This is a genomic window from Sphingobacterium sp. UBA2610, from assembly GCF_002339225.1.
In the GTDB taxonomy this organism is placed as follows: domain Bacteria; phylum Bacteroidota; class Bacteroidia; order Sphingobacteriales; family Sphingobacteriaceae; genus Sphingobacterium; species Sphingobacterium multivorum.
Genome location: NZ_DDKA01000009.1, coordinates 219404 through 245153, shown reverse-complemented (window position 1 = coordinate 245153; position 25750 = coordinate 219404). Strand labels below are relative to the sequence as shown.

Below are 25750 nucleotides of genomic sequence, written 5' to 3'. Positions count from 1 at the left end.
GGATTATTAACTTGTGCGACTATGGAGTATCATGCCAATGACCACCAATACAATACCCATACAGGAATATACATTTGGAAGTGCCGCCTGCAAGAAGAGAATTTCGCCTAGCAGCGTAAAAATAACTTCCATGGCCTGTGTTGCCTCTACAGCTGCTAAGGCTTTATGATCGTGATAAACGAAATCAGTAGCTGAGAAAAATAAAAGTGTTGCAATCACCCCCGAACAAATGGCCACTAAAAAGGTTTGGAAGAGCTGGCTATCAGTTGGTAAACCATGATCAGAATAGCCAAATAGACTCAGGATAATCCAAAATGGCATACTACAGAGCGTCATCCCGAGCGTGCGTTGAAAAGCATCTAACCTATTATTTGATATTTTCATCATTTTACGGTTACCTAAGGGATAGGCAATGGCACCGATCAATACAGGGATGGTTCCCAATAACATGCTGTTTAAGAAGGTTGACTGGGCTTCTGAAATTTGCATCAAAAGAATACCTAAAAAAATTAGAATGGAGAAGAGGAGTGAAGCTTTTGATATGCTTTTTCGCTGACCTTTCGTTTCGAGCAACGGACCAATAAACATGCCGGCTATAATGGTGAATTCGAAAGTGCTGGCTACGAGCCAAGATGGGCCATAATTTGCGCCATAGGTAAGCGCCGCATAGAACAGTCCGAATCCGATGGTACTCCAAAGAAGCCATTGCCAAAGGTTGGATCTGATTTCTTTAAGTAAATCGATGAGGTTTCCTCTTATGGCAACAATGATAAGTAAGACTGGGAGCATCCAAATAAACCGTAAGGAGGCTGTCCATTGCCAGCTTCCACCGGACACGGCCATAATGCGGTTTAGAACGAAGGTACTGGCAAAAAATAAGGCGGCTAGCGTTCCTAAAAAAAGTGCATTTTTTTTATTCTTTTTTATTGTAAATTGGATTGGCATAAATAAGTGGAATGCGATGTATACTTAACTTTGTGAAAGTAAGCAAATGTCCGTTTAAATGAAAATGAAACAAAAACTAATTGATTTTTATCGCGATTTTCTCATTTAAAATTCCTTATTTTGCCTAATCAATAAAACAAGTAGTAAGAAAATTAATCAAGATGATTATACAACCAAGAACTAGAGGTTTTATTTGTTTAACCTCGCATCCACAAGGGGCTGCGCAAAACATTAAAAATCAAATTGAATACGTGAAATCCAAAGGTGAGATCGCGAATGGTCCAAAGAAAGTATTGGTAATCGGTGCTTCTACTGGATTTGGTGTTGCATCTCGGATTTCTGCAGCATTTGGTTCTGGAGCTGCTACAATCGGTGTATTTTTTGAAAAACCTGCGGCAGAAGGCAAGCCCGGGACTGCCGGATGGTACAATTCCGCAGCTTTTGAGAAAGAAGCCCATGAGGCGGGATTATATGCCAAAAGTATCAATGGTGACGCTTTTTCGGACGAAGTGAAAAAACAAACTATTGAACTTATTAAAAAGGATCTGGGACAGGTTGATTTAGTGGTTTACAGTTTGGCATCACCACGCCGTACGCATCCAAAAACGGGGGTAGCACATGCTTCTGTTTTGAAACCGATACAAGAACCATTTACCAACAAAACGGTAGATTTCCATACGGGTGTAATTTCAGATATTACCATTCAGCCTGTTGAAAATGAAGAAGATATTGCGAATACTGTAGCTGTTATGGGTGGAGAAGACTGGAAGTTTTGGATCGAAGATCTTAAAGCTGCTGGTGTGTTAGCTGATGGAGCGAAAACAGTTGCCTATTCTTACATAGGTCCTGAACTTACTTATCCAATTTACCGTAATGGTACGATTGGTCGTGCGAAGGATGATTTAGAAGGAACAGTGCCTGCCATAAACGCGATTTTGAGCGATATTAATGGTGTATCTTATGTATCGGTGAATAAAGCTTTGGTTACGCAATCAAGCTCAGCTATTCCTGTTGTTCCTTTATACATTTCTTTATTGTACAAAGTCATGAAAGAAAAAGGAATTCACGAGGGTACAATTGAACAAATGCAACGTTTGTTTGCCGAGCGACTTTATACTGCTGACGGCAAAGTATTGCTTGATGAAAAAGGTCGTATCCGTGTGGATGACTTAGAAATGCGTGAAGATGTTCAGGCTGAAGTTGCAGCATTGTGGGAGAAAGCAACAACTGAAAATTTAGCGGAAATTTCAGATATTGAAGGTTATCGTAACGAGTTTTTCAATTTGTTCGGTTTCAATTTTGAGGGTATCGATTACAATGCTGATACCAATGAAGTTGTTGGCGTACCTAGTATTGAGGGTTAAATTTAACGAATATACCTACAAAAAGAGCGGTGAATGTTTAAACATTCACCGCTCTTTTTGTAGGTATATCTTTGATACGATGTATGGATGTTTAGTGGAGACTATGGTGTCAGCTCCCGCTTTTTTTGATAGAGTAGGTTTCCAACAACGGCAAAACCAATGCAGACCATCATGGTACTAAATGGGTATATCGCTGTCATCCCCCTATTATTGGCCACAAAGCCAATTAATGGACCTGTGATGCCAAGTGAAATATCAATAAATAGCCCATAAGCAGCCAGAGCAGAGCCTTGTTGACTTTGGTCTACCCGTTTAATGGCTTCGACACCAAGCGCAGGAAATACCAGTGAGAAGCCAAAACCCGTTAACGCAGCGCCCAATAGGGGCCATAAGGGATCAATTGCCACGGCGATAACCGTGAGGCCTACTGTTTCAACAAAAAGACTAACTAAGGCAACCTTGAGCCCACCATATTGGTCAATGACCTTATTGAAAATTAGTCGTGTTAAAATGAAAAATACGCCAAATAAAGTTAAGCATGCTGCCCCATTTTCCCAATTGAAATGTTCATAGTAAAGCGTCATAAAAGTGGAGATACTGCCAAACCCCAGACCACCTAAAGCAAGACAAATTCCAAAGGGAGCTACTAAAAGCAATACGCGTCTAAAACTCACTTTTTCAGCCTTTTTACCTGCCACTTGATAGGGTGTTTTTGCGCGGCAATAAAAATAGCCGAGCAGACCAATAGCACTGGTCAATAGAGCCAAAGCTTCATAATTGATATGATCCACCAGCAACACACCCAAGGGCGCACCAATAGCCAATGCACCATAGCTGGCTATTCCGTTGAAAGAGATCGCTTTTGCGGCATGTTCGTCGCCGAGCTCCATTAATGCCCAATTTATAGGGCTCGCACCCACTAGACCCTCTCCAATTCCAGTAAACAAGCGGGTAATAAGTAGGAGACCCAAACTGAGCAGAGGCTGAGACCGGAATAAAAAAACAAGCAGTAAAAGGAGTCCCGATAATGCAAAAAATAACATGCTGCGCAGAACGGAAATCTTGGGGCCCTTGGTGTCCACAATTTTTCCTGCATAACCGCGTAGTAGGAAAGTAGCGATATATTGAACGCTAATAACCAGTCCCGCAATAATTGTATTAAATCCTAAAGTTTGATGAATAAAGATGGGGAGGGTAGCAAGCGATAGGCCGATTGTGAGGTAACCAAGGAAAGTTAAAGAGACGTAGCCTAAAATCTTTTGATTGACCTCCCGAAGAGAAACTGTCATTATAAAAATTTTAGGCGAAATTACGTCTTTATGCTTGTTTTAAGAAATAAAATCAATAAACAACTGTCTCTTTAATATCACAATTTTTCTCGAGCCATTCTTGGTCAAATTGTTTTGGTGAAATTCTTTTGCCTTGATAGATATAGTAAACTTTTTCAGATTCACCCTTTACTGGGGGACCAGGTATTTTATTGACAATCTTCTCTTCAGGACAGTCCTGTATCAAAGCCTGTTCTTTGACTTGACGAGTTTTACATGAATTGGAGGTGATAACAAGGATGAAAAAGTACAATAATTTATTCATGAGTTTAGTTTTAATACAATTGTTAACGTAAGCGCTGTTCAAAATGCGACATCAATTATTCAATAGTGTACAACTTTTTGATCGGCTGTTTGTTCTATAAAAGATACCTGAAAGGCTAGAATCGCGACAGGAGAAATTAACGTTAGAAAAATTAAATAATTAGCATAGAAAACATGAGAAGAAAAGCAACAGCCCAATGGAATGGCAATCTGAAAGAAGGAAAAGGTAGCCTGACTACAGACAGTACAGCGTTGGATCATACGCAATACTCATTTTCGACACGGTTTGAAAATGGTGTGGGAACAAACCCCGAAGAATTATTGGCAGCAGCACATGCAGGATGCTTCACCATGCAATTGAGCGCTTTTCTTTCTGAAGCCGGTTTTGTCCCGGAAGAATTAATCACCGTGTCGACAATCGTGTTCGAGAATGGTTCAATTGTGCGATCTGAACTTGAACTGCAAGGAAAGGTGCCAACGATAAGCGAAACTGAGTTTCAAACAATAGCGCATAAAGCGAAGGAAAACTGTCCGGTGAGTAAGGCATTCAGTTTCGAGAAAACCTTAGATGCAAAGTTACTTTGATAAAGGCGTTCTATCGAACAAAAACTTGGTCTTTTTTCGTTAAAAGGAGAAAAAGCTGTTATTTTTGAGGCTAACATAAATAATTAGCAATATTGAATTTTAATCCATTGAGTTTTGGTTCAGAGAAAGAAAAATAAGTTAAGTTCAGCAGCGCTTGCGGAAAAGAATCTGGAAGCTGGAAAGGTATTTTTGGAAAAGTATGCCCAGCAAGAAGGAGTAGTCGTATGCGCATCGGGTTTGCATTATAAGGTATTAACAAAGGGGGCGGGGCAAATTCCCAAGAAGTCGGCTAAAGTTATCTGCCATTATAAAGGCGAGCTTCTAGACGGAACTGTATTCGATAGTTCGTATAAGCGGAAGCGCCCCGAAACGTTTTATATTAATGAACTCATCGTGGGTTGGCAAGAAGCGATTTCAATGATGCCGGTTGGATCAATCTGGGAGGTGTGCCTTCCACCAAAACTGGCTTATGGAAAGGAAGAGTTGTTACCTCGAAAAGGAGGAGAATGTACGTTGATATTTCAGATTGAGTTAATTGCGATTTTAGCTTAACCCTAAAAAACTTCCATAAAAAAGCCCGCGTCATCAGATGCGGGCTTTTTTATGGAAGTTTATTTTTTACTCTACTTCTTTGATCTTAGCATTGATTTCGGCCGTTTTAGCTTCGTCTTGCATAAAAATATAGTAGTTCTTTAAATTCGTTAAAGCATCTACATTTTTTGGTTGCAAAGAAACTGCTTTCTCTAAGTAAGGAAGCACTGGCTTTAATTCTGCTTTAATCTTATTTAATTCTGCATCATATTGCGCTTGCGTCAATTTTCTGTTATTATTAACAACATTTAATCTTTCACGTGTTTTGTTCATTAACGTGATTGCTAAATTTGTATTTGCCTCAAAAAAGTTAGGATCAATCTCCAATGCTTTTTTGTATGCTGCAACTGCTGCGTCTTCGTTTTTCGCTGAAGATTGGGCTATGCCTAGGTAATAATTTAAGCTTTTATTGTTTGGATCTTTTGCTAATTGTGCAGTGATAGCATCAATTGTTTCTTTTTCGTGGCCTGTAATCAGATTCAATTCGATGTTTTGAGTCATCGCCGCATTGTCATCTGGATAAGCTTCAGCCGCTTTTTTTGCATATTCAAGTGCTGAAGTTGTATCTTGCATAGAGAGGTACAATTTCGGTAGATCGACCATAATCGTTTTATGCGAAGAGAAATCTTTTCTTGGAATTAGTTCTTTATAACGTTCCACAGCATTCTTATAATCCTTATTTGATAGCGCTGCAACACCGCTGTAATAAGTAACTAATGTATCTCCAGGAAGATAGGTCAACGCTTTTGTAAAAGAGCTGTACGATTCAGCATATTTTTGTGCTTGATATGCTTCTGCTCCCAAATTGAAATTATATTGTCCCAGAATTTGTTCTGCAACAGTAATATTCGCTTTATTCGCACCGTCTGTATCCAGCTGTTTTGCTTTCGCAATTCCGTCCTCAGCCAATTTCGCTAATTCAGATGACTTATCTATTGTTGATAGGTTTGCATTTACCAATGCATATACCGTCCACGCTTCCGCATTATCTTTTGTTTTGTCATTGACAACAGCTGCGTCAATAGCTTCTTTCGCCGATTTCAAATTAGGAATACCCAATTGAACCGTACCAGCGTCTTTCAATTCTTGGAATTTCGCTAGGGCAGATTTTGCCTTTTTAACATTGCCCGTCTGCGCAAAAGAAACTGAGGTAGATACAGTACCTATTGCTGCTAATAATAATAGAGATTTTAAATTCATATCTATTTAACTGTTAATTGATTCAATAATAAATTCACTCTGTCTAATTGAGATGCGTCATCAATAAGCTTATAATATTTAGCCAAAGCTTTAAGCGCATTGACATCATAAGGCTTAATCTCATTTGCCTTCAACAGATACTCGATGGTCAACTCTTGTATATCCTGATTGGAAGGTTCCTTTAATAAAGTCTCCAGATTGATTAACCCTAATGCAAGATTAGATTCATAATTATTCGGATCCAATCGCAATACATTATTATAATATTCTTTCGCCCGTTTTATATCATTGGCATTTTCGTAAGAATAGCCTGCAATATAGTTCAGTTCGACATTTTCAGGTTCTAGACGGATAGCATCAGCAATGACATTTAAGATAGCGTCATAAGAATTATTGGCCGAATACACATCAATTAATCTAAAAAGTATCTGTTTATTTTCAGGAAATATAGCATGTCCTTTTTCAAGAACGTTCAAGACATCCTGTTTAGTACCTCCGAGCGAATAAATCTGCGCTAATTCAAGAAAGTAATTAGGCTTTGGATGTTCACTTTTAATGAGTTCATCATAATATTTGATTGAATTCATATAATCTTTATTCTTGCCGGAGAGTACCGCCAGATTATATTTGAGATCATTATTTTTGAAACCAAGTGAATCTATTCGAAGGTAAGCTTTATAAGCTTTGTCAAATTTGCCATCTTTTAAAGCCAACGCTCCCTGATAGGATATGGCTCCAGCAAGATTTTGACGAATGTAGTCCATTTCCGCAGGAAAGTTTCGACGTGCTTTTTTTTGATCCAGAAGCTTAAGTGATTTGATGGATACGTCGATAGGATCCATTTTATAGGGCTGCTTCCTTGTTGAATCTGCAACTGCCAAGGAGCTATATACCAATGCCCTTAAAAGGTTATTATTGACAGAAGCCGAATCTTTCTTTGATTGGAAGGCGGCGTCTGCAAACTTTCGCGCATTTTCAAGATTTTTAAATTCGCCAGTTTTGGTATATAAAGCAAAACTGTTGCTGCCCTCCTTTAAATTGGATTGGGCAACAACAGTTAAACTACTTGCAGATATTAACAATGATATCAGTAAGTTTTTCATTAGACTATTTATTCTTCGTTTGAGTCCGTGTTTTCTTCAGAAGTCGAATCACCATTTTCCGTTGACTCTTCGGTCAGTTCAGACTCTTCTTCAGATTCTTCTTCACGATCGACTTTCGTAATAGACGCGATCTCGTCGTTATCTTTCAAATTAATGAGCCTTACACCTTGTGTTGCACGTCCCATTACTCTTAACTCTTCTACAGCAATGCGGATAACAATACCAGATTTGTTGATGATCATTAAGTCCTCGTTGTCCGTAACGCCTTTAATTGCAACGAGTTCACCTGTCTTATCGGTGACGTTGATTGTTTTCACACCTTTACCACCACGATTCGTTACGCGATAATCCTCGATATCTGTACGTTTTCCATATCCTTTTTCAGAAACGACCAACACGGTAGTTTCCGAATCATTCACACTAATCATGCCAATCACCTCATCGCTTTCCGCTGCCAAGGTGATACCACGTACACCTGTTGCCGTTCTGCCCATTGGACGAACCGTAGATTCATTGAAACGAATTGCACGACCAGAACGCAGTGCCATGACAATTTCGCTGCTTCCAGTAGTCAAACAAGCCTCAATTAATTGATCGCCTTCATTGATATTGATGGCATTGATACCATTTGCTCTTGGACGAGAATAGGCTTCCAAAGACGTCTTCTTAATCGTACCTTTTTTGGTACACATAATAATGAAGTTGTTTTCCAAATAATCTTGGTCTTTCAGGTTCTTCACCAGGATGAAGGCCTTTATTTTCTCTTCTTTTGGAACGTTGATTATATTTTGAAGTGCTCGACCTCTAGAAGTACGGCTTCCTTCAGGAATCTCAAATGCACGCAACCAGAAACAGCGACCTGCCTCTGTAAATAGCAGCATATAATTATGTGCCGACGCTGTAATGATATGTTCGGTAAAATCTTCTTCGCGTGTATTTGTGCCAATTGATCCGCGGCCACCGCGACCCTGACGTTTGTATTCGGATAATGGTGTGCGTTTTACGTAACTGTTGTGGGAGATTGTGATAACGATTTCTTCATCATCAATAAAATCTTCCATACGCATATCTTCAGCAGAGTGTACAATCTGGGATCTACGTTCGTCACCATATTTTTCTTTGATCTCAATTAACTCATCTTTGATAATTTTCATACGAAGTCCCTCGTCTTCCAATATCGATTTTAAATAGTCAATTGTTTTCATCAATTCAGCATATTCCTCTTTAATCTTATCACGTTCCAGTCCTGTTAGACGACGTAAGGTCATATCAAGGATCGCGCGAGCCTGAAGATCGGATAGGCCAAATTTCTCCATTAATCCAAGGCGTGCATCTTCCGGAGTATCCGAATTACGGATCAATTTGATGACTTCATCCAAATGATCCAAGGCAATTAAATACCCCTCTAGAATATGAGCACGTTTTTCAGCTTCCGCCAGCTCATAGCGTGTACGTCTAACGATTACCTCATGTCTATGCTCTACAAACTCATGAATCATGTCTTTCAGATTCAATAGCATTGGCCTTCCTTTAACTAAAGCAATGTTGTTTACTGAAAATGAAGTTTGTAGCGCTGTGTATTTAAACAAATTGTTTAAAACAACATTTGCATTTGCATCGCGCTTGATGTCGTACACAATACGCATCCCGGTACGGTCAGATTCATCACGAATAGCAGAAATTCCTTCTAATTTCTTTTCGTTAACTAATTCGGCTGTACGCTCGATCATATTCGCCTTGTTCACTTGATAAGGAATTTCGGTGACGATAATCTGCTCTCTACCCGATTTGGTTGCTTCTATTTCAGCTTTTGCACGCATAACAATACGGCCACGACCTGTATTACAAGCATCTTGAACCCCAGCATAGCCGTAGATTAATGCACCTGTAGGGAAGTCTGGACCTTTGATGTGCTGCATCAATTCCGAAACCTCGATATCACGATTATCAATAAAAGCGATTGTACCATCGATAACCTCGGATAGGTTATGTGGGGCCATATTTGTAGCCATACCCACTGCAATCCCCGAAGCTCCGTTGACCAGGAGATTTGGAATACGGGTGGGAAGGACTGTTGGTTCTTGTAGGGAATCGTCAAAGTTATTTTGGAAATCAACCGTATCTTTGTTGATATCAGATAGCATTTCCTCGGCAATTTTCTTTAATCTTGCCTCCGTATAACGCATCGCCGCAGGTGGATCGCCATCGATGGAACCGTAGTTACCTTGACCATCTACCAAAGGATAACGTAAACTCCAATCTTGAGCCATACGAACCATGGTGTCATAAACGGATGAATCACCATGTGGGTGATATTTACCTAATACGTCACCAACGATACGGGCAGACTTTTTGTAAGGCTTGCCACTGGTAACCCCTAAGTCCAGCATGCCATAAAGAACACGTCTGTGTACTGGCTTCATGCCATCACGCGCATCAGGAAGTGCTCTTGATACAATGACAGACATGGAGTAGTCAATGTAGGCAGACTTCATCTGATCCTCGATGTTAATTGGGATAATCCGGTCGTTTGCCGGAACAAGATTGTTGTCGTTTTCTGTTTCTTCAGCCATATGAATTTGGTTTCAATAAAACTAGTATGCAAGCCCTCTAAACTGGCTTGCCACGCATGCGAAGTTACAAAAATTTAACCTCAAAAGCGAATGATTTAAGCCCTAATATACACAAAAAAGACAATCTTTTATGGATTGTCTTGGTACTTATGGGGTATCCTTTTTATTTGATTTTTTTAAAGCGGAGCCGAATCGAATTGCCGATGACAATTAAGTCTGAAAAGGCCATGCTAAGGGCGGCAAGCATAGGTCCGAGAAAGCCAACCGCGGCAAGCGGTATGGCCACAATATTGTACGCGAACGCCCAAAAGAGATTTTGCTTTATCGTCAATAGGGTATGGTGACCAATTTCCAGCAGCTTTTCAATAGATTTGAGCTCATTGTTTAATAAAACCACCTTTGCCGATTGGATGGCAATATGTGTCGAATCGCCAAGCGAGATGCCAACATCGGCAGCAGCTAATGCGGGAGCGTCATTGATACCGTCACCAACCATTGCGGTAGGGCCATTCTTTTTGAGTTTGAACAAGATTGCTAATTTTTCTTCTGGCGATTTATCCCAATATACATCCGCAATACCAAGTTTCTGTGCTGTGCGTTCACATTTGCTTTGTCGATCTCCACTCAAAAGAATAGGCCGTATGCCTTTATCTTTGAGGTATTGGATGAGTTCCTTTGCATACGGCTTAATTTGATCTTCGAGGACAATGCCTGCAATTACAACGCCATTGATGGTTAAGGTAAGGTCATAACGATTAGAGTAATCTTTTTCGCCAAGTTTTGCATTGCAAATGGAGTAGTTATTTCCATTTGTGTCGGTCGCAAAGATTCCTTTTCCTTTTATTTCATTGACTTCCTTAAAGATAATGCGGTAAGATTTTATCTCCTTGAGCTGTTTTCGGATCGACTTGGCGATCGGATGGCTCGAATAACTCTCCAATTGTGCGATGATCGATTCGACTTGCGATTGTTCGATACCAAAGGTCTGAATCGCTTTGATATTAAAATCGCCTGTCGTTAGGGTCCCCGTTTTGTCAAATACCATCTGTTTGAGATCGGACATCTCCTCGATGGTGCTTCCGCCTTTGATCAGTATTCCACTTTTTGCAGCTCTTCCCAGGCCAACCATGACAGCAGTAGGTGTGGCTAGCCCCATGGCACATGGACAGGATACAACAAGGGTAGCTATGGCATTCATGAGGGATTGCTGCAGCGGCAATTGTGCGATAAAATAAGTAACAAAAAAAGTGAAAAATGATATCGTCACAACGATTGGAACGAAATAAGCGGCTACTTTATCACCAAATTTTTGAATAGGTGGCTTTTTACTCTGCGCATCTTTAATTAATTGGATAATCTGATACAGTACACTTTTAGACCCAACTTTGGTCGCCACGATTCTGATATTTCCTTCGGTTAGTAAGGTACCGCCGATGACGGCATCATATTTAAGTTTTTCAATAGGTAGACTTTCTCCGGTTAGCATAGATTCGTCCACCCAAGCCTGTCCTTCCAAAATATCGCCATCAGCGGGGATGAGATTTCCAGAATTTACTTTTAAAATATCACCGGATTTAATTTCTCGGGCTAATAGCTCGACTTCTTGGTCATTTTCAATTTTGATAGCGGGTATATCTTGATATTTAACCAGCTCTTTGATGGCTGATGTGGTTTTGGTAACGGCTCTTTTTTCGAGGACATTTCCCAAAAATACCAGTGTTATGATTGTTGCACATGTTTCGTAGAACTGGTAATCATGTCCTAGATTATAATATGTTCCAATGAGACTATAGGCAAAAGCAGCTGTAGATCCAATAAAGATGAGTACATCCATATTGGGCATTTTGTTCCAGATGGAACGAAATGCACTGATGCCAAAATAGGAAAAACCAATGATGTAAACTGGCGCACAAAGCGCGAGTTGGATAAAGGGATCATGTAGAATAGGTAAATTCGTAAACATGTGACTCCACAAGGGTATCGTAAAGATGAGGCAGCAGAGGAACTTAAGCTCGATAGATTTCCAAAAGCTAGGTTTCTTATCCTTACCCTCCATAACTTTGTAACCCAAAGACTCAATGCCTTTGACCAGCACAGGTATTTGTTCCAGCGGTATCTCCGAAAATTTCACTTCATCTGATGCAAAATCGACATAGATATCCTTAGCACCGTTGTTTTCTAGGTATTTGTGGATTGAAATAGCACAATTTGCACAGTGCATTCCGCTTACGTTAAGTTCAGTTTGCACGTTCGATTCCTTCATTTAATAGCATGTAATGTCTTTAGCCAAAGATAGCTATTTCCTGATAATGCTTTTTACGTAAAGTAAAATTGTTTAGTTTAGCAAGCCCGTTTGAAGCCATTTTACATGAAATATCTTGAATAGTGAATGGGAGAACATTAAATTTGACTAGATAGACAACTTAAGCTTGTGTAAAAAATGACAAAATCGATTTCAATTTCTTTTATCGTCCGAATTATATTGTTGATTGCGCTAACGGCATCCTTTGTTCAATTTGAAACCTTTTATAAGCAGCGGGAGATCATCCGGAATATGGCATACGGCTTAAATACTTTTCTAACAGCTAGTGTCCTGATCTCCATTGGTCATTTTATCCTTGTAAAACTATACAATAGCCGAAATGAGCAGCAGGTTGTACGGGGTAATTTTGTGCTTGGAATTACGCGTGTCGCCACGGTAGGCAATGTCTTTTTCATTATTGTCAGCCTAATGATAGCTGTTGGGATTAACCCAAAAGATTTTATCACCAGCATGACAATTGTCGCAATGGCCATTGCTGTGATTTTTAGAGAATACATCACGAATATGATATCTGGTTTGATTATTATGTTTTCGGATCAGTTTTCTGTAGGCGATCGCATAAAAATCGGCGAATATCAGGGGAAAATCGTGGATATCACGTTGGCTAATCTGGTTGTGCGCGATGAAGATGACGACGCTGTGATGATTCCCAATAATTTGGTGTTTACTGCAACGTTGGTCAATAAGACCTCCCAAAAGTCAAATAAAATTGTTGTAAAATTCGAATTGCCGATTGATCGCTCGTTTGCAGTGGCGGAATTGGAACAGTATTTAAGTCCATTATTACAAAAAAATCCAAATTTAGATCATTCCCAAGGTTTTACAATTAAGGTCGCCGATATGACTAAAGATTATATCAAATATAAAGTTGAGGTTAGTGCAATCTCATCCAGCAATAAAGTACATCAACAGGTACAAAGCAGCATATTAAATGAAATCCTGCAGTTTACGAGACTGTAGGGTCAAATCTTTCTTACTTTGACATTTTTAACAAAGTGGTGGCTTCCTTTTTCCAAAATAAGATCGGCGCGATATCTCGTTGGCAAAATGTTTTTAATTAGATTGGGCTTATTAATTTCGTTCCAGATATTTACAGCCATGGTGTGACTTTCATCAGCTGTCATATTTGCATATTTATGGAAAAATGAAGCCGGATTTTGAAATGCAGTGGCACGCAGTGACTCAAATCGATTGGTATACCATTCAATAAGATTTTTCTCGCTGGCATGTACATAGATTGAATAATCAAAAAAGTCGGAAACGAATACGCTATGTCCCTTTCGTGGTCGCTGGGAATTGACTTGTAATACATTTATCCCTTCTACAATAAGGATGTCGGGTTGTTCAATCACTTGTTGCTGTTCGTCTGGCAACACGTCATAGACCAGGTGGCTGTATACTGGAACCGTAATTTTTGGAGCTCCTGATTTCACTGCTGAAAGGAAATGAATCAATCTTTTAGCATCATAGCTTTCAGGAAAGCCTTTTCGGTTTAGAATACCACGTTCGATAAGATATTGATTCGGGTAAAGAAAACCGTCTGTGGTCACCAAATCGACCTTCGGTTTGGACGGGAGTAAACTAAGCACACGTTGTAGCACACGGGCTGTCGTACTTTTTCCCACAGCAACCGACCCAGCTATACCGATGATATAAGGCAGTTTGCTCACTTCCTTGCCAAAGAAGCGGTTTGTACGCTGGTGAAGACTTTGGAAACGATCAATATGAATCTCAAGTAGATGACTCAAGGGAAAGTAGACTTCTTCTATTTCCTGATTTGTCAAGGGTTCATTCAGTGCATGGAGATTTTCCAGATCTTCGACACTGAAATTGTGCAATACTTTTCCGTTTAAATTTTTCCAGTCTTCACGTTTGATCGATCTAAAAGGCGAGTCTATTGCTATTTGTGGATCCAATTGCATTGTTGCTTTATTTTTATTCCAATTATCTATATTGCAGGACAAGTAACCTTTTCTATTCGATTCTAGGAGCTATTAAAGGTCTTTTTTGCGCGGACAAATATAATTAGTGTTATCCGTTATCCCAAGAAACATTATAAATGATTTGAAGTTATTACAATAGGATTTGATAATATCTTATGAACGGGGCACTTTTCAGCAATTTTGAACAACCGCTGCTTTTGCACCTCATCTAGATCTCCTTTAAAGCTGATAAAGCATTGTATATAGGTCGTTTGCTGCTGCTCACTTGTTTGCACCTCATAAGATAAACGCACCTGTACTTCTTCCAGGAGCCAATTTTTGCGGTCCGCATACATTTTGACGGTAATGGCTTTGCAACTCCCTAAGGATGATAACAGTAATGGAGTAGGGTTTATGCCCTGATCTTCACCGCCTATATCTTCAGGTTCATCGACCGTTATTTGATGCTTACCGTATTGTACTGTCGTTGTATAGGGGATTTTCCCTATTGAAACGATTACTTCATTGTCCATAAGCGATAGAAATTAGGATTCAACGTCTTCTAATAGACCTTCAATGATAAGGCTTCCAGTTGCAGGATTTGTTGCCAAAGGGACATTGTAAAGATCACATACACGCATAAGCATTTGAATATCTGGTTCATGTGCATGTTTTCCTAGTGGATCGCGAAAGAAAATAATGCCGTCCACTTTTCTTTCGGCGGCTAAAGCTGCGATCTGTGCATCACCACCCATGGGGCCACTTAATTTCAATTCTACAGGCAGTCCTGTCTGCCTGACATAAGAGCCTGTAGTACCTGTGGCAATGATATTGGCGCGCTCCAATAATTCCTGGTGGTCTTTGACAAATGCGACCATTTCAGGTTTTTTGCCGTCGTGGGCTATTAGTGCGATTGTTTTTTTCATCACAATATAATAATTTGTAAATAGTTGACATTGTTATAACAGCAGACCTTTCTGTAGTATAAGTATGTTATTTAAAAAATATGTATGAGATAATTATTGCTGCGATTACACCGGCTAATTCGGCTAATAATGCACATGGTAAAGCATGCCTAGTACGTTTTATGCCCACTGCACCAAAATATACGGCGAGGACATAAAAAGTAGTTTCTGTCGATCCTTGTATAACACAAGCAACCCTGGCAGCGAAGTCCATTGGACCTTTGGCATTCATCAAATCGACCATAAGTCCACGTGCACCGGAGCCGCTAAGCGGTTTCATAAAGGCTACCGGTAAAGCGTCTACAAAAGATGTGTCTAGACCACATAATGCGATGGCTTTGGAAATTCCAGCGACCATATAGTCCATCGTTCCTGATGCTCTAAATACCGCAATACCAACAAGCATGGCGACAAGATAGGGGATTATTTTTACAGAAACTTCGAAGCCCTCTTTGGCACCTTCAATAAATGAATCGTACACATTTACTTTACGGAAAAGAGCCAAACCTATGAAAGAGGTAAATAAGCTGAATAAAATAACATTACCAAATACTTTGCTGAATATTTCAATTTCTGTTTGTTGCAGTCCCGAAAAGTAATAAAGTAGTCCACCGATAAATAATCCCATTGCACCCAGGTATCCAAGAATTACACGGTTAAATAAATTGATTTTTTGATAGATGGAAACGAGAATCAAAGCCACCAATGTGGAAAAGAAGGTTGCGATCAAAATTGGCAGAAATACATCTGAAGGGTCTGGAGCACCAGCTTCCTTCCGATAAGCCATAATTGAAATAGGCAATAGGGTTAAGCTAGATGCATTGAGGACAATAAACATGATCTGTGCATTGGTAGCGGTTTCCTTATTGGGATTGAGCTCCTGGAGTTCCTTCATCGCTTTAAGTCCCAATGGGGTTGCCGCATTATCTAATCCCAACGCATTAGCCGAGAAATTCATCAGAATTGAGCCAAGTGCTGGGTGATTTCTGGGTATTTCCGGAAATAGTTTATGGAAAAAAGGGCCCACGATTTTTGCAAAAATATTGATCATACCACCTTTCTCGCCAATTTTCATAATTCCAAGGGCAAAACTCATCATGCCGATCAGCCCTAAAGAGATTTCCGCCCCCGTTTTTGCACTGTCAAAGATTGAATTTACAATTTGCTGAAAGATTTCCGTATCTCCGAAAAAGATTAGTTTTACAAGGGCTACGGCAAATGTGATTAAAAAAAATGCAACCCAAACGTAGTTTAATGCCATATAGATTTAAAATATGCGTAAAAGTAATCTTTTAGAACTTATCCATCAACTGGCTCCATGGATTTTTCTTCTTATTTTGACTCTTTTCCTTAATGAGGTGTGCAACGATATAATCCAATGTATCCTCGTGCTCACTGATCATTTTATCGGATAGGGAAATCAACTTCTGTATATTATTGGGCGAGGCTGCATCTAGCGACGCATTGATACTAGACAAGTTGGAAGGCTCTATGCGCAGATAATTTTGTTGCTTACCATTATTTTGGAATAGTTGCCGAATAAAAAATTCGGTACTCTCGCAAGATGCACTTGTCATAATGTCAACTAAAGCGGGGCCGATTTGTATAGCAAGTTTCTTCTTAAAATGTTCGTAGTTATAAGCTGTCTTTGACATTCCAGTACCTAAGGATACCATAAACATGTCGTTTATCTGCGTGCTGTTAAAAGCCTTTAAAACTTCAAGTAAACCACATATGGAGGGGTTTTGAGCAAACACACCGCCATCAATCAACGGATATCTTGTTTTTGAAAGGGAATAGATCTCTGCAACAGGAAAAAATGTGGGCGCAGCGGATGTCGCCTTGCAGACGTCTTTGAGGTAGAAATCCCGTGCTTCGCCATGCGTAATTGCTTTTTGCTGCCTGAAAAAATGATTTTTCCGTAATTCAATGTTATATGCAGTGATGATACATGGTTTGATAAGATGGCTCAATTGTGCATTTTGAAAATATTCATCCAGGACATTCGATAATGGATTCGACGAATACAGCTCACTGACCAGACCAAATCCACTCAGAAATCGACGCCATTTGGAGGCCGTGAAAATTTCAGTTCCATGGTTGACGAATAAGTTTAAAGCATCTCGAGCTGAAAATTTAGGATGCGTGGGATTGCCTTCTTCCGGATACAAGAGAATGCTCGTTAGAATTCCGCCGCTGCTTGTACCCGCAATAAAGTCAAAGTAGGAGGCAATCCGTGCATTAGGATCCATCGTCTGCTTTTGCAACTTCTCTTCGAGAGCCACAAGAACCATTGCAGGAATGATACCCCGGATACCACCGCCGTCAAGCGCGAGAATATTCTTCATAAGCTAAAAACTGATTTAGTTAACGATATGTAAATATAACAAATGTCTACAATTGGCAGGAGTCATATATTGGTGACAATTGTCAGCGATCCTGTGCTTCAATGCATAGCGAATCTATTTGTAAATACTTTTACAAATTTGCCCTAAAAAAAAAGCTGCCTCAATAAAATTTGAGACAGCTTTTTTAGCTAGCATAAATACCGATTTAATTAAACCAAGCAAATACTTCGTCTTTCGTTGGCATATTGATATCCAGTTTAAGTTTTTTACGCATACCACCAAGGTCATTAAAAACCTTGTTCGGATTGGCTTCTTTTAAAGCTTCAATGGTTGTAAAGCCCATTTTTTGTAATGCGGGAACCCAGGCTGCAGGAATACCTTGTTCTTCATAATCTTTTACTTCTGCTACTTTGACGACTTTTTCAGGTCTCATTTGTGGGAAGAAAAGAACTTCTTGGATTGACGCATTATCGGTCAAGAACATGATTAAACGGTCCATACCGATTCCAAGTCCAGAGGTCGGTGGCATTCCATATTCCAATGAACGAAGGAAATCCTGATCTATAAACATGGCTTCATCATCACCTTTTTCAGAAAGACGTAATTGATCTTCAAATCGTTCACGTTGATCAATTGGATCATTAAGTTCTGAATAAGCATTGGCAATCTCTTTTCCACAAACCATCAGCTCAAAACGCTCGGTTAAATCAGGATTATCTCTGTGTTTCTTCGTTAAAGGAGACATTTCTTTTGGATAATCCGTAATGAATGTCGGCTGGATGTAGTTTCCTTCACATTTTGCACCGAAAATTTCATCAATCAGTTTGCCTTTACCCATGGTTTCGTTTACATCGATGCCCATTCCTTTGGCAGCGATACGGATTTCTTCTTCAGATTTTCCAGTAATATCAAATCCAGTGAATTCCTTAATGGAATCTGTCATCGATATCCGTTTATATGGTGCTCTAAAGTCAATTTTATGTTCACCGAAGGTTGCTTCAGTCGTACCATTTACAGCCAACGCACAATGTTCTAACAAACGTTCTGTAAAATTCATCATCCAGTTGTAGTCTTTATAGGCTACATAAATTTCCATTGCGGTGAATTCCGGATTGTGGGTGCGGTCCATTCCTTCGTTACGAAAGTTTTTAGAAAACTCGTATACACCATCAAATCCACCAACGATTAGTCTTTTTAGATAAAGCTCGTTGGCGATACGAAGATATAATGGAATATCTAAAGCATTATGATGCGTGATGAACGGACGTGCCGCAGCACCGCCTGGGATGGATTGCAGGACCGGTGTTTCTACTTCCATATATCCAGCGTCGTTAAAGAACTGACGCATCGCATTGAAAAGCTTCGTACGTTTGATAAATATGTCTTTGTTACTTGGATTTACGATCAAATCTACATAACGCATTCTATAGCGTTGTTCTGGATCTGTAAACGCATCAAAAGTTTTACCTTCTGCCGATTTAACAACAGGTAGGGGGCGCAGCGATTTGGATAAAACAGTAAATTCTTCTACGTGTACTGCAATGGCCTCGGTTTGTGTCGTGAAGACATAGCCTTTGATACCAACGATATCGCCAATATCCAATAGCTTTTTGAAAACTACATTGTAAAGGTCTTTATTCTCATCAGGACAGACATCGTCACGCTTTATATAAGCTTGAATACGTCCGGTTGAGTCTTGAATTTCAAAAAATGAAGCACTACCCATGACACGACGACTCATGATACGTCCCGCAATGGTGATGTTCTTATAATTCAATTTATCTCTATCGTAATTTTCTAAAATATCAGCAGCATGTGCATTGACGACAAATTCGTTGGCTGGAAATGGATCAATTCCCATATCCAACAACGATTGCATCGCTTGTCTTCTAAGTTGTTCCTGTTCGGATAATACAGTACTCATTCGGTATGAATAATATTTAAAATGTGAAAATCACGCAAAAATAGCCATTTTTTTCAATTCTTTTTATGGATTTTTTTTGAAAACGCTGTAGCGAAAGGAAATGGCATTTCGTTATATGGATAAAAATAGTTAAATAGTGATATTATTACAAGGGGACATTCGGCTATTTGATGTTGAGTTTTATAATTTTAATTTCGTTATCTCCTCGAAAAAAACGTTCATCTTGAAAGGGAGAATTCGATAGATTGTTTACATGGCATATGTTATTGATTGCATATGAAAGGCAATTTGTCTAAGTTTGAAACTTAATAATTAAATGGTTTAAGTGGGTATAATTCGGTCATATTTTTATAACAAGAAGCTATCATCTTTACAGGATGCCTTAGAACGTTGCTTACGCGATCGTGAGGACGGCAAGGCCTTCGTTTATAAGAAGTATTATGGTTATCTCATGGCTATTATTATTCGTTATGTTAAACAGGATGTGGACGCGGAAGAGCTTGTAAATGAAAGTTTTGTTCGGGTATTTCGGAAATTAGAATCATTTAATAGGGATATTGATGATGAAAATCTCGAAAAATCATTTAGAGCCTGGATAGGGCGAATTGCTGCCAATATTTCGATTGATTTTTTACGAAGTAAAAAGCAGTTTTATTCGGTTGAAGATTTGGGAGAAGGGGATATGCATACTCCTGCAGTACAATTGGACAGTCGACTAGAGGTCAATGAGATTATGCGTCTGCTCGATCAGCTCCCCGAAATTCAAAAAACTATTTTTAATCTCTATGAAATTGAGGGTTATTCGCATGATGAAATAGCCCAAATGCTTAACATACCAGATAGTACGTCAAGGACTTATCTGACGCGAGCGAAACAAAAACTTAGAAAATTATACTTGGATTATACAGGCGTAGTTCAAGAAATAAGATAAATAGTGTTGTTACGATGAAAGACAATAAGAAAAAGGAATTGATAGAAGAGATCATTGGACAATTAAAGGACCATGAACTACCTTATAAAGAAGGTTCCTGGGAGAAATTTGCCTCAAGTTATGGCGTTTCAGCACATCGTTCTTCGAATTGGAAATACTGGAGTGCTGCTGCGGCCGTGTTATTGTGTTTTGGTGTGGGGTATTGGGGGCTAAAGAAGAATGTGGAGACTGATTTACCGGAAGTAGTGTTAACACATCTGCCGGAACGAGAAGATGTGTTAGGCGACAACAAAGATTTAAAAGAATCCATCCAGCGTTCATTATCGGATATTAGGGGCGGTAGGGCTTTAAGTCCAGAGGTATTAGCACTGCAAAAGCCCTATACCTATTCTGTACCAACGGCTCATCCGACAGAAAGTTTGGGTAATCACCACTTGATATTAGGTGCTGGGCGATTAATGCAGGGGCAGGATGTGACTGTATCAGCCGATTTAGGAAGACTGCAGTCCATGCAATTGAAAAATAATTCATTTTCAGCGCAGGTTGGCGTACCTGATAATGAAGCGGAACGGGCAAGCGCGTCAACAAATAACACGTTGACGAATAAAACCGTTATTGCATCGACCAATTCAGGGCTAATCCCGCCTGTTAATCAAACGCAACGTGACGCTGTAAAACTCGCGCAATTGTATGATGCGCAACAAGGGAGAACAAGAACTAGTGTTGTTCACACGAACATTCCTCAAGATAAAAAATGGGAAATGGGCGCTTTTGTATCCCCAGCCTCTACATCGGAAAGCATAACGCTCGGTGGTGGGGTCGCGCTAGCCTATAATATTTCGAGCAAAGTAAGTCTTCGTTCAGGAGCTTCCATTCAACATTATGGAGCTGTTTCGGGTAATTCACCCATTACTCCTGCAATGGGATCAAATTCTCTTAATGCAGATGCGCCAAATTATATTTCTCAATCGAATTTGAATAATTCCTTTGCGATGCGGGCAGCAGATGCAAAAGATGCAAAGAGTAATGAACGGGTTTCAGGTAAAATCCTAACAGTTGATATCCCATTGGATGTTAGATACGCGATAAACAAGAATTTCTATACCTCAGTCGGTGTATCCTATGTTGGTGTATTGGATCAGGAACGGGCAACGATCTATGAAACAAATAATACGGAGTACAGACAAAAATCTCAAGACAAAAATGTTGATGATAAAGGTGTGAACGGCTTTATTAATTTTTCAGTTGGTCGGAAACAGAAAGTTGGAAAATTATCCATTTCTGTAGAGCCTTATTATAAAGCTCCAATCGGAAATTTGAAATCATCCGATTTGAACTATAGCAACGGGGGAGTGAAAATAATTACTAGTTTTTAAATAGCATAATGTTATAAAAAAAGCCGCAGTAAGCTTGAAGTTTACTGCGGCTTTTTTTATAGTCTGCAAATTGGGGTTTATTAAATTTCATCAACGCGAACCCAACCCATTCCTGCGGCTTTCGCACCTTCAACTCCAGGGGTCCCGTCTTCGTAGACCAGGCATCTTTCCGGAGCAATATTCAATTGAGCAGCTGCCAAAAGAAAGGGTTGTGGTGAAGGTTTTCCCTCAGCTGTATCTCCAGCACAAACCAGTGTTTCCAAATCATCCCATACACCAATGGTGGTTAATGTCATGGATAAGGTTGTTCTGGTTCCTCCTGAAACGGCAGCGATGTGTTTTTTACCTTTCTGATATTTTAGATGTTCAACAACGTAATCTACAGGCTTAGTCTTGAAAACATACTCGTCTCGAAAAATAGTAGACTTTAGTGTGGAAAATTCTTGATAATCGAAATCTACCTCATAGCGTTTGCTGATTTCCTCTGCAACAGCCACAGTGGGCCATCCGGCAGTTTCATCAATCAAATTGACATCCAACTCGACTCCGTATTGTTTGGCTGCAGCTTTATAGGCTTGTTTATGTGCGTCCATATTATCTGCCAGGGTACCATCGACATCAAATAATAGTGCGTCGTAGGATTCGGCAAGAAGGTTTAGTAATTCAAATTTTCGTTGTGATTCAGGTGACATATACTTTTAATAGTGAGCAGTAAAAATAAAAAAATATAATTGGACGAGCAAAAAAGAAGCCTTTCCCTTGTTACAAGGAAAGGCTTCTTGCTGTTAGCTCCGTGGGGATTCTTCACAGAGGCAGCGTATAATTAGTGTGAACTTAAATTTTTCGCTTTCTCTTCATCGAAATTCGCTTCTAATTCAGCCAATTTTTTCTTACCGTATGCCATACGTGTAATCACAACGAATAGTACCGGAACGATAAAGATCGCTAGGAGTGTGGCTGCAGTCATACCACCAAATACCGTCCAACCGATTGTTTGGCGAGAAATTGCTCCAGCTCCATGAGATAGCATTAATGGAATAATCCCCAAGATGAAGGCAAAGGACGTCATGATAATTGGGCGTAGACGCAATTTTACAGCATCTAATGTCGCTTCATAAAGGTTCATCCCGATATCAACCCGTTCCTTAGCAAACTCCACAATTAGAATCGCATTCTTGGCAGCAAGTCCAATGATGGTGACCAGACCAATCTGTGCATAGATGTTATTATCCAATGTAGGGATTAATGTTAGGGTTAATATGGCCCCAAATACACCTAAAGGAACAGATAATAAAATAGAGAATGGTACAGACCAACTTTCGTATAATGCGGCTAAAAGCAAGAACACAAACAGGATACACAACGCAAAAATTTGGACAGTTTTTGATCCCGATTGCATCTCTTGCAGCGACAGACCGGAGAACTGATAGTCAAAACCTTCTGGTAATGTTTGTGCAGCTACTTCTTGTAAGGCTTTCAAAGCATCTCCTGATGAGTAACCAGGGGCCGAACTACCATTGATCTCGATACTTCTAAAGATATTGTAGTGATTGATGATCGAAGGCATAGTCATCAATTCATACTTAACCAGCGTACCCATAGGTACAGGGTTTCCCGACACATTATTGACATACAATTTGTTGATGTCTTCAATATTCATACGGTACGGGATATCAGCTTGTGTGACGACACGGTAACTACGACCATACTTTGTAAAATCATTCACATAGCTACTACCCAAATAGGATGATATCGTCGAATAAATACTGGAGATAGGCACGCCCATGCGTTTTGCCTGTTCGCGGTTCACTTCCAATTTGTAGTTGGGAGAGTTGGTATTAAATAGGGTATAAGCCATTCCAATTTCTGGACGTTGGTTGGCAGCCATCAAGAATTTGCCGACTGTCGCTTCGAAATCTTTGATATTTACCGTCTGTAAATCCTGTACCTGCATAGAGAAACCTCCAGATGTACCTAGACCCGGAATTGCTGGTGGCGTTACCGCCAACACCCTTGCTTTGGTATAGCCCTGGTATTTACCCATAATCATACCAGCGATATCGTTTGCCGTGCGTGTACGGGTTTCCCAAGGTTTAAGCGAAACGAACACTGTTGCACCATTGGATTTAAACGCGCGGTTCAAAATATTGATACCGGAAATTGCAGTAACATACTTGATTTCTGGAAATGTCTTGTGTAGATCGGCTTCAATCTCTTTAAGAACTTCATTTGTACGCGCAGAAGAAGAACCTTCTGGCAATGTAATACCGGCGAAAAATGCACCACCATCCTCTGAAGGAATAAATCCAGTTGGTTTGGTTGTAAACATCCAGCCTGTTCCGATAAAAATACATAACAGAATAATCAATACCAGTGGTGCTTTTTTGATAGCCTGTTTTACACCATTTGAGTACCTGATGGTCACTTTTTCAAACCAAATATTAAATTTGTAGAAAAATTTATTCAAACCTTTAGCGCCTTCATGTACTGCTGTTGGTTTTAATAAAATCGAACATAATGCTGGAGTTAACGAAAGGGCAATAAATGCAGACAACATAACGGATACAGCGATCGTGATGGCAAATTGTTGATACAATTTACCGACCATCCCAGGGATAAAACCTACAGGAACGAATACGGCAGCCAAAATTAATGCAATTGCAATAACCGGAGCGGTGATATCGCCCATAGCGCGACGTGTCGCTTCTTTTGCATCCAGCTTATAATGGTCGATATAGTGCTGCACAGCTTCCACCACAACGATGGCATCATCCACCACAATACCGATGGCCAATACAAAGGCGAGCATGGTCAGGTTGTTGACCGAAAAGCCAAACATCAGGAAGAAGATGAATGTACCGATGATGGATACCGGAATTGCCAATACGGGGATTAATGTTGCCCTCCAGCTTTGAAGGAAGAAAAATACCACCACTGTTACCAGGATCAATGCTTCAACTAGGGTATGGATAACCGAAGAAATTGAGGCATTTACTACCGAAACTGTCTCGTAACTGATGGTATAATCTACATCCGTTGGAAAAGATTTCTTTAATTTTTCCAATGCTGTCACAATACCTTCTGCGGATTCTACGGCATTTCCTCCCGGGGTCTGGTTAATCATCATCGCAGATGAGGTCATACCATTTACGGTAGATGATGTACCATAATTAAATTGACCCAATTCAACACGTGCAACATCCTTTAAAAGTACGATAGATCCATCTTTGTTGGTTTTTACAACGATGTTTTCAAAGTCTTCCGGATTCGAAAGGTCACTATCGGTAATGATTGGATATTCAAATACTGTCGAAGACTCTTGTGGACGTCCACCCACACTACCACCAGGTATGCGGGAGTTTTGTTCCGCAATCGCTGTCGATACATCGGCCGGGGTCATGCTTAGATTAGCCAATTTATTTGCATCTAGCCATACACGCATTGAAAATGGCTGACCAAAAGCCGTTACGTCACCGACACCTTTCACACGTAAGAGCGCGTCTTTAACGTATAAGTTATTGTAATTGGCCAAGAAATTTTCATCTCTCGTTCCTTTTGGTGAAGTTAAGGCAACCAACATCAGGATATCGTTATTGGCTTTACGGGTCGTAATTCCCAGACGTCTCACAGCTTCGGGAAGGGCTGGTTCAGCGATTCCCACGCGGTTTTGTACGTCTAAGGTCGCAATATCGATATCCGTACCTACTTCAAATGTCACCGTAATTGTTGCTTGACCATTTGACGTACTATTGGACGACATATAAATCATGCCAGGTGTACCATTGATCTGACTCTCGATAAGAGTTGTCACGGTTTGTTCAACCGTCTGTGCATCAGCTCCGGTGTAATTGGCCGTAACCGTTACTGTTGGAGGTGCAATAGAAGGATACTGGCTAATTGGCAACGTGGATACTGCAATGATCCCGATAATTGAAATCAATATCGAAATAACGATTGCGGTAACTGGCCTCTTAATAAATACTTCTGAAATCATTCTATATCTTTTAG

21 protein-coding genes are annotated in these 25750 nt (G+C 39.9%); 6 read left to right on the top strand and 15 right to left on the bottom strand.

The window, feature by feature from the left end; genetic code table 11:
- Window positions 1-6: 6 nt before the first annotated feature.
- Entirely contained in the window at window positions 7-945 is a 939-nt protein-coding gene (locus B4Z47_RS06915; RefSeq protein ID WP_070568899.1) for a multidrug resistance efflux transporter family protein, read from the bottom strand.
- Between the two features lie 161 nt (window positions 946-1106).
- Between B4Z47_RS06915 and fabV the strand changes: the two genes are divergently transcribed.
- Complete coding sequence (fabV, locus tag B4Z47_RS06910; RefSeq protein ID WP_070568896.1) at window positions 1107-2309, top strand: enoyl-ACP reductase FabV; 1203 nt, start codon at window positions 1107-1109, stop codon at window positions 2307-2309.
- 101 nt (window positions 2310-2410) lie between these two features.
- Here fabV and B4Z47_RS06905 read toward each other — a convergent pair whose 3' ends face one another.
- Window positions 2411-3598 carry an MFS transporter gene (locus B4Z47_RS06905; RefSeq protein ID WP_070568893.1) on the bottom strand — a complete coding sequence of 396 codons (1188 nt, stop codon included), beginning with the start codon at window positions 3596-3598 and terminating at the stop codon, window positions 2411-2413.
- Between the two features lie 52 nt (window positions 3599-3650).
- Window positions 3651-3902: a hypothetical protein gene (locus B4Z47_RS06900; protein WP_070568890.1), complete on the bottom strand. Its 252-nt coding sequence runs from the start codon at window positions 3900-3902 to the stop codon at window positions 3651-3653.
- 173 nt (window positions 3903-4075) lie between these two features.
- On the opposite strand from B4Z47_RS06900, the gene B4Z47_RS06895 reads away from it, so the two are divergent.
- Together B4Z47_RS06895 and B4Z47_RS06890 are read left to right on the top strand one after the other, a co-directional pair.
- A complete protein-coding gene (locus B4Z47_RS06895; RefSeq protein WP_070568887.1) occupies window positions 4076-4486 on the top strand; it encodes an OsmC family protein in 411 nt (136 codons plus the stop codon).
- Between the two features lie 114 nt (window positions 4487-4600).
- A complete protein-coding gene (locus B4Z47_RS06890) occupies window positions 4601-5038 on the top strand; it encodes an FKBP-type peptidyl-prolyl cis-trans isomerase (RefSeq protein WP_070568885.1) in 438 nt (145 codons plus the stop codon).
- A gap of 66 nt (window positions 5039-5104) precedes the next feature.
- Here the strand turns inward: B4Z47_RS06890 and B4Z47_RS06885 are convergent, their stop codons facing one another.
- The 4 genes from B4Z47_RS06885 to B4Z47_RS06870 all read right to left on the bottom strand — a co-directional run bounded on the left by B4Z47_RS06885 (window position 5105) and on the right by B4Z47_RS06870 (window position 12216).
- Complete coding sequence (locus tag B4Z47_RS06885; protein WP_070568882.1) at window positions 5105-6277, bottom strand: tetratricopeptide repeat protein; 1173 nt, start codon at window positions 6275-6277, stop codon at window positions 5105-5107.
- A 2-nt stretch (window positions 6278-6279) separates the two neighbouring features.
- Window positions 6280-7380: a tetratricopeptide repeat protein gene (locus B4Z47_RS06880; RefSeq protein WP_070568880.1), complete on the bottom strand. Its 1101-nt coding sequence runs from the start codon at window positions 7378-7380 to the stop codon at window positions 6280-6282.
- A gap of 8 nt (window positions 7381-7388) precedes the next feature.
- Window positions 7389-9953: a DNA gyrase subunit A gene (gene gyrA, locus B4Z47_RS06875; protein ID WP_070568875.1), complete on the bottom strand. Its 2565-nt coding sequence runs from the start codon at window positions 9951-9953 to the stop codon at window positions 7389-7391.
- 163 nt (window positions 9954-10116) lie between these two features.
- Complete coding sequence (locus B4Z47_RS06870; RefSeq protein WP_115048794.1) at window positions 10117-12216, bottom strand: heavy metal translocating P-type ATPase; 2100 nt, start codon at window positions 12214-12216, stop codon at window positions 10117-10119.
- 177 nt (window positions 12217-12393) lie between these two features.
- Between B4Z47_RS06870 and B4Z47_RS06865 the strand changes: the two genes are divergently transcribed.
- On the top strand, window positions 12394-13236 hold the full coding sequence (locus B4Z47_RS06865; RefSeq protein ID WP_070568869.1) for a mechanosensitive ion channel family protein: 843 nt from the start codon (window positions 12394-12396) through the stop codon (window positions 13234-13236).
- Window positions 13237-13238: 2 nt separating this feature from the next.
- Here the strand turns inward: B4Z47_RS06865 and coaA are convergent, their stop codons facing one another.
- The 6 genes from coaA to lysS form a co-directional block, all read right to left on the bottom strand.
- Entirely contained in the window at window positions 13239-14198 is a 960-nt protein-coding gene (gene coaA, locus B4Z47_RS06860) for a type I pantothenate kinase (protein WP_046673564.1), read from the bottom strand.
- Window positions 14199-14329: 131 nt separating this feature from the next.
- On the bottom strand, window positions 14330-14731 hold the full coding sequence (locus tag B4Z47_RS06855; RefSeq protein ID WP_070568864.1) for an OsmC family protein: 402 nt from the start codon (window positions 14729-14731) through the stop codon (window positions 14330-14332).
- 12 nt (window positions 14732-14743) lie between these two features.
- Window positions 14744-15124 carry a methylglyoxal synthase gene (locus tag B4Z47_RS06850; protein WP_046673562.1) on the bottom strand — a complete coding sequence of 127 codons (381 nt, stop codon included), beginning with the start codon at window positions 15122-15124 and terminating at the stop codon, window positions 14744-14746.
- A gap of 67 nt (window positions 15125-15191) precedes the next feature.
- Window positions 15192-16424 carry a nucleoside recognition domain-containing protein gene (locus tag B4Z47_RS06845; RefSeq protein ID WP_046673561.1) on the bottom strand — a complete coding sequence of 411 codons (1233 nt, stop codon included), beginning with the start codon at window positions 16422-16424 and terminating at the stop codon, window positions 15192-15194.
- Between the two features lie 31 nt (window positions 16425-16455).
- Window positions 16456-17511, bottom strand: coding sequence for a patatin-like phospholipase family protein (locus tag B4Z47_RS06840; protein ID WP_115048791.1), 1056 nt, complete (start codon window positions 17509-17511; stop codon window positions 16456-16458).
- Between the two features lie 205 nt (window positions 17512-17716).
- The gene (gene lysS / locus B4Z47_RS06835; protein WP_070568858.1) at window positions 17717-19435 is read right to left on the bottom strand and encodes a lysine--tRNA ligase; all 1719 of its coding nucleotides are present in this window, start codon (window positions 19433-19435) and stop codon (window positions 17717-17719) included.
- Between the two features lie 325 nt (window positions 19436-19760).
- Here lysS and B4Z47_RS06830 point away from each other — a divergent pair, with 325 nt between their 5' ends.
- Both B4Z47_RS06830 and B4Z47_RS06825 read left to right on the top strand, forming a co-directional pair.
- On the top strand, window positions 19761-20366 hold the full coding sequence (locus B4Z47_RS06830) for an RNA polymerase sigma factor (protein WP_046673558.1): 606 nt from the start codon (window positions 19761-19763) through the stop codon (window positions 20364-20366).
- A gap of 14 nt (window positions 20367-20380) precedes the next feature.
- A complete protein-coding gene (locus B4Z47_RS06825; protein WP_070568854.1) occupies window positions 20381-21742 on the top strand; it encodes a hypothetical protein in 1362 nt (453 codons plus the stop codon).
- 80 nt (window positions 21743-21822) lie between these two features.
- Here the strand turns inward: B4Z47_RS06825 and B4Z47_RS06820 are convergent, their stop codons facing one another.
- Entirely contained in the window at window positions 21823-22434 is a 612-nt protein-coding gene (locus B4Z47_RS06820) for an HAD family hydrolase (RefSeq protein ID WP_070568850.1), read from the bottom strand.
- 131 nt (window positions 22435-22565) lie between these two features.
- A complete protein-coding gene (locus tag B4Z47_RS06815; RefSeq protein WP_115048789.1) occupies window positions 22566-25736 on the bottom strand; it encodes an efflux RND transporter permease subunit in 3171 nt (1056 codons plus the stop codon).
- Window positions 25737-25750 lie beyond the last annotated feature (14 nt).

Excerpts from the sequence above, each read along its gene's own strand:
- B4Z47_RS06915 (WP_070568899.1), bottom strand. The coding sequence starts at position 945 with ATGCCAATCCAATTTACAATAAAAAAGAATAAAAAAAATGCACTTTTT.
- fabV (WP_070568896.1), top strand. The coding sequence starts at position 1,107 with ATGATTATACAACCAAGAACTAGAGGTTTTATTTGTTTAACCTCGCAT.
- B4Z47_RS06905 (WP_070568893.1), bottom strand. The coding sequence starts at position 3,598 with ATGACAGTTTCTCTTCGGGAGGTCAATCAAAAGATTTTAGGCTACGTC.
- B4Z47_RS06900 (WP_070568890.1), bottom strand. The coding sequence starts at position 3,902 with ATGAATAAATTATTGTACTTTTTCATCCTTGTTATCACCTCCAATTCA.
- B4Z47_RS06895 (WP_070568887.1), top strand. The coding sequence starts at position 4,076 with ATGAGAAGAAAAGCAACAGCCCAATGGAATGGCAATCTGAAAGAAGGA.
- B4Z47_RS06885 (WP_070568882.1), bottom strand. The coding sequence starts at position 6,277 with ATGAATTTAAAATCTCTATTATTATTAGCAGCAATAGGTACTGTATCT.
- B4Z47_RS06880 (WP_070568880.1), bottom strand. The coding sequence starts at position 7,380 with ATGAAAAACTTACTGATATCATTGTTAATATCTGCAAGTAGTTTAACT.
- gyrA (WP_070568875.1), bottom strand. The coding sequence starts at position 9,953 with ATGGCTGAAGAAACAGAAAACGACAACAATCTTGTTCCGGCAAACGAC.
- B4Z47_RS06870 (WP_115048794.1), bottom strand. The coding sequence starts at position 12,216 with ATGAAGGAATCGAACGTGCAAACTGAACTTAACGTAAGCGGAATGCAC.
- B4Z47_RS06865 (WP_070568869.1), top strand. The coding sequence starts at position 12,394 with ATGACAAAATCGATTTCAATTTCTTTTATCGTCCGAATTATATTGTTG.
- coaA (WP_046673564.1), bottom strand. The coding sequence starts at position 14,198 with ATGCAATTGGATCCACAAATAGCAATAGACTCGCCTTTTAGATCGATC.
- B4Z47_RS06855 (WP_070568864.1), bottom strand. The coding sequence starts at position 14,731 with ATGGACAATGAAGTAATCGTTTCAATAGGGAAAATCCCCTATACAACG.
- B4Z47_RS06850 (WP_046673562.1), bottom strand. The coding sequence starts at position 15,124 with ATGAAAAAAACAATCGCACTAATAGCCCACGACGGCAAAAAACCTGAA.
- B4Z47_RS06845 (WP_046673561.1), bottom strand. The coding sequence starts at position 16,424 with ATGGCATTAAACTACGTTTGGGTTGCATTTTTTTTAATCACATTTGCC.
- B4Z47_RS06840 (WP_115048791.1), bottom strand. The coding sequence starts at position 17,511 with ATGAAGAATATTCTCGCGCTTGACGGCGGTGGTATCCGGGGTATCATT.
- lysS (WP_070568858.1), bottom strand. The coding sequence starts at position 19,435 with ATGAGTACTGTATTATCCGAACAGGAACAACTTAGAAGACAAGCGATG.
- B4Z47_RS06825 (WP_070568854.1), top strand. The coding sequence starts at position 20,381 with ATGAAAGACAATAAGAAAAAGGAATTGATAGAAGAGATCATTGGACAA.
- B4Z47_RS06820 (WP_070568850.1), bottom strand. The coding sequence starts at position 22,434 with ATGTCACCTGAATCACAACGAAAATTTGAATTACTAAACCTTCTTGCC.
- B4Z47_RS06815 (WP_115048789.1), bottom strand. The coding sequence starts at position 25,736 with ATGATTTCAGAAGTATTTATTAAGAGGCCAGTTACCGCAATCGTTATT.